Annotated in this window: 7 protein-coding genes; 2 read left to right on the plus strand and 5 right to left on the minus strand. The window is 55.3% G+C overall.

The window, feature by feature from the left end; translation table 11 throughout:
* Positions 1-993 (minus strand): PGN_0703 family putative restriction endonuclease, encoded by a 993-nt coding sequence (locus tag VO84_RS03655; RefSeq protein WP_058185908.1) that lies wholly within the window; start codon positions 991-993, stop codon positions 1-3.
* A gap of 174 nt (positions 994-1,167) precedes the next feature.
* Here VO84_RS03655 and VO84_RS03660 point away from each other — a divergent pair, with 174 nt between their 5' ends.
* The gene (locus VO84_RS03660) at positions 1,168-1,437 is read left to right on the plus strand and encodes a c-type cytochrome (RefSeq protein WP_157439704.1); all 270 of its coding nucleotides are present in this window, start codon (positions 1,168-1,170) and stop codon (positions 1,435-1,437) included.
* Between the two features lie 20 nt (positions 1,438-1,457).
* The gene (locus tag VO84_RS03665; RefSeq protein WP_058185910.1) at positions 1,458-1,790 is read left to right on the plus strand and encodes a c-type cytochrome; all 333 of its coding nucleotides are present in this window, start codon (positions 1,458-1,460) and stop codon (positions 1,788-1,790) included.
* A 144-nt stretch (positions 1,791-1,934) separates the two neighbouring features.
* Here VO84_RS03665 and VO84_RS03670 read toward each other — a convergent pair whose 3' ends face one another.
* The 4 genes from VO84_RS03670 to VO84_RS03685 form a co-directional block, all read right to left on the minus strand.
* Positions 1,935-2,210, minus strand: coding sequence for a hypothetical protein (locus tag VO84_RS03670; RefSeq protein ID WP_058185911.1), 276 nt, complete (start codon positions 2,208-2,210; stop codon positions 1,935-1,937).
* Between the two features lie 245 nt (positions 2,211-2,455).
* Entirely contained in the window at positions 2,456-3,940 is a 1,485-nt protein-coding gene (locus tag VO84_RS03675) for a sensor histidine kinase (RefSeq protein ID WP_058185912.1), read from the minus strand.
* Positions 3,937-4,626 carry a response regulator transcription factor gene (locus VO84_RS03680; RefSeq protein WP_058185913.1) on the minus strand — a complete coding sequence of 230 codons (690 nt, stop codon included), beginning with the start codon at positions 4,624-4,626 and terminating at the stop codon, positions 3,937-3,939. The genes VO84_RS03675 and VO84_RS03680 overlap by 4 nt, the downstream gene beginning before the upstream one ends.
* Positions 4,627-5,214: 588 nt before the next feature.
* A complete protein-coding gene (locus VO84_RS03685; RefSeq protein WP_058185914.1) occupies positions 5,215-7,488 on the minus strand; it encodes an alpha-amylase family protein in 2,274 nt (757 codons plus the stop codon).
* Between the last annotated feature and the right edge of the window lie 155 nt (positions 7,489-7,643).

The raw sequence follows: 7,643 nt of genomic DNA on the forward strand, positions 1-7,643 counted from the left end.
TCAGCGTCCTGTCGCGACAATTCCATATTTCACTTTAAGAAACTCCTGAAGATCGTCCGGCAATACTGCGGCCAGTTCCTGCCAGGTCAGCACTTTCAGCCGCGTCCTCATCTCTGCGTTCCTCACCGCTGTTAGTATCTCGAACCACGCCTCGCGCAGATCCGGCCTCCGCTCATCATGAATCACGCAGAAGCTGCATCCAGTCGCATGCGCCGCCAGCACATTGCGAATCAACTGATATCCCGCGTAACCTGCCTGAGCCGGCGCGGCCCGCCATGCCCGCCCTGCAATCTCTGCCTGATATTCCCGCGCGATCTCGCTATCCTCAGTCTCAGGCTCCCACTCCTGGGTAAAGTCCTCCGGCATCTCAGTAGCTGCTCTGCGCCTACTTTCTCGTATTTCCACACGCGGCAGCAGCTCACGGTCAAAGACGGTTTCAAAATCTATGTATGCCTCTACAATTGGCGCGGCGCGCACCTGAAAATCCCCTTCCGTGAGCTTTGCTTCCACTAAAAGGCTGCCCCATCGCATGTCTACCTCTGTGCGATCCATCAGGCCATTCTTCAATGGCACGCGCGCCTTCCAACCAAAAATCGGAGGCTCCTTTGTATCAATGCCAAGCATTTTCGTAACTTCAGCTCGCTCCATCACTTCAGGCATACAGAACACATTCATCAGCAGCGCATCTGAGCTCATGCACGAGTCGAGTTCCTTCCACTTGCGCCCCGGCTCGTCCAGCAGCTTTGGCAAACCGCGACCGCCCGTATGGACTTTGTTCAATCGCTTCGCCCAATCAGGCCTCGCGGTAATTGCTTCGTACGCCACATGGAAGAAATTGCCGTGCGTCACGCGCCCATCCGGATGCATCTGCGGTGTATACACGACCACGGACTCGCCGCCCACGCTTTCCACGTGGCAACGGCCCGCTGCGTAGTGCCTGTTGCGCTCCGCAATCTCCTGCCTAAGCAGGCCTGCATAGAAGCCGGAGTTCAATTCACACCTCGCCTGAAATCAACCAGCATTATCCCCCATCTGATGGAGGGCTAATCCGCCCTGCTGTGCGAAAATACTGCCGTGAGATTCCACAAAATTTCCTTTGCATTCATTAGTCTTTTAGTACTTGGTTCAACAACTCTGGTCTATGGCTCTGACACAAAATCGGCTGAAATGGCTGGAGCCGTTCTTTACCGCGATAAAGGTTGCGGATTCTGCCATGGCGCGAGCCTTGAAGGTACCAAGAAGGCGCCGGCGCTTGCAGAGATTCGCAAGCAGAAGGCCATGACCAACGAGAAGATTAGCAATCAGATTCTCGATGGTGGTACCAAAATGCCTCCCTTCCGCGAGTCACTTTCGGATGAGGAGATACAACAGCTGATTGCCTTCCTCCGCTCCAAAAACCGCCCGGTACCGCCTCCGCCGGCTGCGCCGCAGCAATAAGGACGTGTGAGAATAGCTTCGTGAGATACCAGATTCTTCCTGCCGTTCTGTTCGCTCTTGCCGTTGTCGGCTCGGCCCAGGCTCCTCAGCCGGATCAAGCTACGCCAGGCTCTGTTCTTTTTCATGACAACTGCGCCAAATGTCATGGAGCCAATCTCGAAGGTACAAAGAAGGGGCCTGCCCTGGTTGAAATCCGCAATAAGAAGCATTGGACTGACGAAAAGATCACCAACCGGATTGTCAACGGTGCTGGAAGCAAGATGCCGGCTTTTCGTGATTCGCTTTCGAGTGACCAGATTCAACAGCTGATTGCTTATCTGCGAGCTGACAGCCGTCCTGCGCCGCAGCAGTAGCTGTTCGAATTCGGACAATGGCGTGAGTTATCCTGTGCGGACTCAATTCTGAAGATGCTTTGTTTGTTTGGGTTGCGGCCATTTGCACACTCCTTATAGAAATCTTTATGCAATCTTCATTCCGAGACTGTGCAACTGCACAGCCTAGCTCCTTGTGCTGAGAATGTGCCGGGCGATGCCAATAAATTCCTTGTCGTTGAGGGGTTCGAGGTTGGCGCGGCCTACCTTGTTGACTTGCAGGAGTTCGCGGTGAAAGTCGATGGCTGCGCCGGGGCGCATCAGGTCTTCGGAGGCGGCCAAGTGGCGGAGGGTGAATAGAAAATCGGCCACGACAGAGGAGATAGAGGTGTGGTATCGATCCGCATAGACGCGAGCGGCTTTGTAGACGTCATCGGGAACACGAACTGTGAGGTTTCGCACGGTTGAAGCTCCTTTTTCAGAGTTCAGAGATCAGAAAAGCAAAGGCCCGAATCCGGTGGGATTCGGGCCTTTGTTATTTCCGCTTATTTCTAGTGTGGCATAAAGGCTGATAATTCTACGCAAACTCCGCGAAGAATTTTGTGCTGATGGCAAAGGGTTTACAAGATATTTTTTGTGGAAGGGCTTGACAAGATTTCCACAGGCGACCAGAAACGAACGTCTCAATAGCATTACGGGGCAAAAATCTAGGATCCCCAGCTCCCGGTGGGTTGCTCAAATATTGGCAGGGCTACGATAGCAGTTGTTCCCTGACCAAGTTGGCTTCCAAGTGCAATCGTTCCGTGGTACTGCTCTACGATGGCTTTTGCGATTGCGAGGCCGAGGCCCGTGCCGCCTGTCTTTCGGCTACGTGAAGAGTCGCTCCGATAAAAGCGATTAAAAACATGCGGCAGATCTTCCGGAGCAATGCCTTCGCCGTGATCTTCTATTTGAAAGACAGCCATTTGATTGCTTTGCGTGACAGAAATGACGACTTCAGCACCGCCGGGGCTGTGCTGGATGGCATTGTGCAGCCGATTGGTCGCGAGCAATCGGAGCGGCTCTGCGCCGATGACCGCAACGACTTCTTTTTCGTCACGGAAACTGATGTTGATGTTGCGTTCCTGGGCAACGCTGGCCAGATCAGCAGCAGCTTCGCGGAGTACATATACGAGGGCGCTACGTTGGGCGCGATCTGCGGTTACGCTTTCGCCGATGTCGCTTGCCGTATCGTGATGCTCTTCAATGCGAGCGAGGGTCAACATGCGTGCCACGAGCGTTTCCATGCGCTCGCTGTGAGTGATGCTACGCACGATGCCGGTCTTGTATTCCTCGACATTTCGTTCCCGCAGAATAAGCAGTTGCAAGGAGGACTTGACGAGGGCTACGCCGGTCTTCAGCTCGTGTGCAGCGTCCCCAACAAAACGGCGCTGCTGCGTAAAGGAGCGCTGGAGTCCGGCAAGCAGGCTTTCGAGAGCTTCGACGAGTGGCGACAGTTCGCGAATGGATCGGGCATTTTCGGGCGGCGCGAAATCCCAGCTTGATGCAGAGACTTTGCCTGCGGCTGAAGCAAGCTGACGCAGAGGCGCGAGGCTGCGATCCAATAACCAGAGCAGGACTATGCCAGTCACCATCAGTACGGCAACGCTGGACGCCGCATAGAAGCCGGCGGCTTGCCACACGGCTCCCCATACGCGTCGTGTGCTTGCGCCGTAGTAGATGATGGCGTGGCGCGGGATGCCGCCTTTGTCGCCAGGATCGACGATGCGCGTGCCCTGGATGCGGATGAGGCGGTAGCTCTGGTGATGCTCACGGATGGTATAGAACTCGGCGTCGCCGGTTAGACGCGGATTCTTTTCGGGTTTGGAGGAGAAATCGTCAGGCGAGGGGCCGTTCCAGTTGGAGGAGCGACCGAGCAGGCGTCCGGAGACATCTGTGACTTCGTAAATGTCGTCATGCGGCGCGCGAACATCAGCGCTGTCAAGCATGATGTTGTCGCCGGAATCTTCAGCGTCTTGTACGGCACCAAGTAGAGAATCTGCGCGGCCGCGCAGCAAAACGTCAAATGCGCGAAAGTGCGTTTGACGTTCATACAGAACTGCCACAGCAGTTACACACAGCGCGGCGGCGAACTCGATGGTTAAAACGAGGAGAACGATGCGCCGGGTGATGGAGTAAGAGCTGGGGCTCATGTAGCCAGCTTCTGAGAGGTCAAGAAGCGGTAGCCACGTCCCCGCAGAGTTTCAATGAGTGGTTCTTCATCGCCTTTGCTAAGTTTCTTGCGGAGATTTGAGACGTGAACTTCGATCACATTGGACTCATGATCCCAGTTGAAGTCATAGAGATGTTCGAGCAGTTCATGCTTGGAGATAACGGCACGAGGACGATAGATGAGGTACTCGAGGATGCGGTACTCGGTGCGCGAAAGTGTGATGTCGCGACCGGCCCGACTGACGGATTGCTCGATGGTGTTCATCACGACTTCACCGACGCACAGGGTCGGGTTTAGTGATCCTTTGCCGCGCCGAATCAAAGCTTTGGCACGGGCCAGAAGTTCCCCAAGATCAAAGGGTTTAGCGAGGTAGTCATCGGCTCCGGAATTGAGCAGGCGGACGACAAAAGCTACCTCATCTTTTGCTGTGAGGATGAGAATGGGAGTATTGTCGCCGGCGGCGCGGATGCGGCGCAGAACTTCTGAGCCCTCTACGAGAGGAAGCATGAGGTCGAGGAGAATAAGGTCGTAACAGCGATTGCGCGCGTATGCCAGACCTTCATCCCCGTCTTCTGCGCAATCGACCGCATAGCCCGGTCCTTCCCGTAGAGCTGTGGAGATGTTCTCGGCCAGGCCTATTTCGTCTTCGATGACCAAAACACGCATATCGTGGATTATCGGATGGGAAAGATGAAGATTCACTGAAGAAGTGTTCGACACTTACAGCTTGCCTCATTCCGGGCTCTATTTGAAGTCAAAAGAACCGAGGTTCATCTGGCCGTTGCTGAGGATGTGCACGGTGAGGACATTTTTGCTCTTGTCCAGATGAATTTTAAACAGATTTGAGGTGAGATTCCAATGGTGTCACTGACCCCAGGCCACCGGATCGGCAGAATCGCAAGTGGACGCTACGCCGAGAGGCCCTGTCGCGTTCTTTCCATTTATTTCTAGTGTGGCATAAAGGCTGATAATTCTACGCAAAGTCCGCGAAGAATTCGGGAAGTAATCGCATCGGTGAGCGCATCGGCGATTATGCATGAATCGAAAACCGAGGCTCAACTGAACCGGAGAACTGAGGTTCGTGCTATCCCAGGCCTGAGAATCCAGACCTGGGGCACCCTCGTGCTTTGCTCGATGGATTTCCCTAAGACCCCGGGCCACCCGCCCGAGCCTGTTCAATACGGAGCACCGGAAGGATAGAAGACTTGGATGAGTGGCCTGGCCTGCAGTCAGCGGTTGACACCAGCTGCTGATTCAGGCGAGGGTAATCGCCGCGACTTCGTAGTCTTCAACGCGTGGCATGGTGAATCGCAATATCTGACTCTCCAGATGAAACGGTAAATTTTGCCCAGCCTGCAAGAGTTCCACAGACTTTACTCTCACGTTCTCCGGCAGCTGCAGTCTTATGGTCTGCGGGCCAAGTGGGTAAGTCGATTGCATCCATCCATGATGAGCATTGGGGTTGGTGTAGTTGAGCAGATGGACGGAATATCCGGGGGCTGTCTCCCAGCAGAACATCTCCATGAAGCCTTCGCCTTCGATGTGAACAACGCTTTCGTCATTCGTAATCCAACGTATGGTGTTGTGCAACAGACGTAGCAGATCTCCGTGGCCGGTAAGCCAGTAAGTGCGCTCGATATCTCCGGGAAAGTAGGCCACGCGGCTGCGGCCCGATTCACGCAGGACCACTGCGGGTTCATCGGTGTGCGGGACCGCCGGATAGGCCAGCTCTGGCGGATAGCGCACGAATCCCGGGACGACTGTGAGCACGGGCTTCTGCACTGGCTTGAGAGGAATGCGATTCTCCGCGCCGGGGATCCAGTTAGTGTTGGTGAACCCTTCAAGAATGGGGTGGGGGATAGGGTGCAATGGGACCTCGCCTGGTGTTTCAATGCGGGCATAATATGGATTGCCATTTGTGCCAATGACGTTTCCGGCCTTGTGGATGCCGAGAAGATCGGCGAGTCCAAAATTCTCCCGCTGATTCAGGTTTTCGTCGTAGAGACTGGTCTCGAAGCTGGCCATGATCGATCCGCCAGACTGCACATAATTGCTGATCTGCCCACACTGGCGGTCACTCAGCATGGCGATATTTGGCAGCAGGAGAGCACGATACTTGCTGAGTCGTTCCGGCTCAAGCCGATCTTCATGTACGAAGTCAAATGCGAAACGGCCGCGGAGGAGCGCATCGTAGATGCCTTGCATAGTCTCATGCATGTAGGCACGTGAGCGCACCGTAGCGGGGCCGGGATAGAGAAGCTGCGTGCTTTGTCCTATTACGACTCCGATGTTGGCTATGGAACGGCGGGTGGCGAAATGCGCGTCGTGCTTGGCCGTCCAGCGGAAATAGTCCACGCCAACCTTCTGCCAGCGACGGTCTTCTCCAAAACCATTCTCAGAACCGACGAAGTGATAATAGGGAGCCATGCCACTGGCAAGAGATTCGTTGAGCCACATTCGCGCTTCGGCAGGATTTTTTGACGCATTGCGCCAGCCTGGATTGCCGGTGGAATACGCAGCGGTAACATTGGCGGCAAACTTGCCGTCGAGCACGGCATTGCAAACTCGGCCCTGCAGACTGCATCCCCACACAGCAGCATCATCATAGGTGCGCCCCTGATTGTCGGCCTGGAACCATGCAGCAACTTTGCCGAGGCGATCGAGATTGGGACCGCCGCGGACATTGCCACCTGAGTTGGCGAAAAAGAAGCTGTCCTGCTTTTTCTCTTTGGCGATGGCGTCATATCTCTGCCAGAGATCGAGAACGCGCTCGGTGAAGACACGCCAGTAGGCTGGAGTGCCGGCGGCCGGCAGCTTGCTGCAGACGGCGCAGTAACAGACGGGCAGAGCGCCAAGCGGCGGCCAACCGTTGGTGTAAAAGCAATCGACATCGTAGAGCGAGTTGATCTCTCGCATGATGGCCGGAATGTAATCGTCCATGTAGGTGGAGAACATGCATGTCTTGAAGAGGCGCGGTTCTTCGCCGCTGAATTGCACGGACCCATCCTTGCTGCGCATGGCCCACTCCGGATGTACCTCGAGCGCATCTTCCCAATTAAGATCGGGGCTCATACGCGCGACGACGCGCATATTGCGTTTCTTTGCGGCGGCTATGCACTCGCCGAAAAAATCCCGTCCGTTCAGGAATTTTCCATGGCGATGGAACTTCACCTTGGACGGGTAAAACGCCAGAATGCCGGTGACGCTGATGAAGATGACGTCCACCTCGGCGGAGTGCCAGTAATCGGCCCACTCCTCAACGTTCATCACTGCCGGATCATGCTCCGTCATGTTGCTCTGTCCCACTCGGCGAACTCTCTTCTGCCAGGGCTCGGCAGCCGGGTCAATCGCTGGCATCCGTTGCGGTAGCGAAGTGAGCTTCGGTCTAAGTTCCGGACTAGACCCGCTCCTGGGCGCGACGACTGTTTCCTCTGCGGAGAGAGTCGAAAATGGGCGAAGAGCGTCCATCGCGGTTGCGATTGGAATGACACCCGCGCCTGCTTTGAGAAATATGCGACGGTTGAACATCGGTACTCCCTCGTTATCTATACGAAGGAAGTCTACTCGCCAGCCGCGACGTAGAGCATGTGGCGTGGAGGAAGAGCCAGGGCCGACGCATCTTAATTGCTATATGAGTGGAGGGTGATAGCGGTTGAGATGGAGGGATGAACAATCCTTTGAAG

The organism is Occallatibacter gabretensis (assembly GCF_001449115.1).
In the GTDB taxonomy this organism is placed as follows: domain Bacteria; phylum Acidobacteriota; class Terriglobia; order Terriglobales; family Acidobacteriaceae; genus Telmatobacter; species Telmatobacter gabretensis.

Bases quoted from the DNA above. Each gene is read 5' to 3' on its own strand.
- VO84_RS03680 (WP_058185913.1), bottom strand. From the start codon at position 4,626: ATGCGTGTTTTGGTCATCGAAGACGAAATAGGCCTGGCCGAGAACATC.
- VO84_RS03660 (WP_157439704.1), top strand. From the start codon at position 1,168: ATGGCTGGAGCCGTTCTTTACCGCGATAAAGGTTGCGGATTCTGCCAT.
- VO84_RS03685 (WP_058185914.1), bottom strand. From the start codon at position 7,488: ATGTTCAACCGTCGCATATTTCTCAAAGCAGGCGCGGGTGTCATTCCA.
- VO84_RS03675 (WP_058185912.1), bottom strand. From the start codon at position 3,940: ATGAGCCCCAGCTCTTACTCCATCACCCGGCGCATCGTTCTCCTCGTT.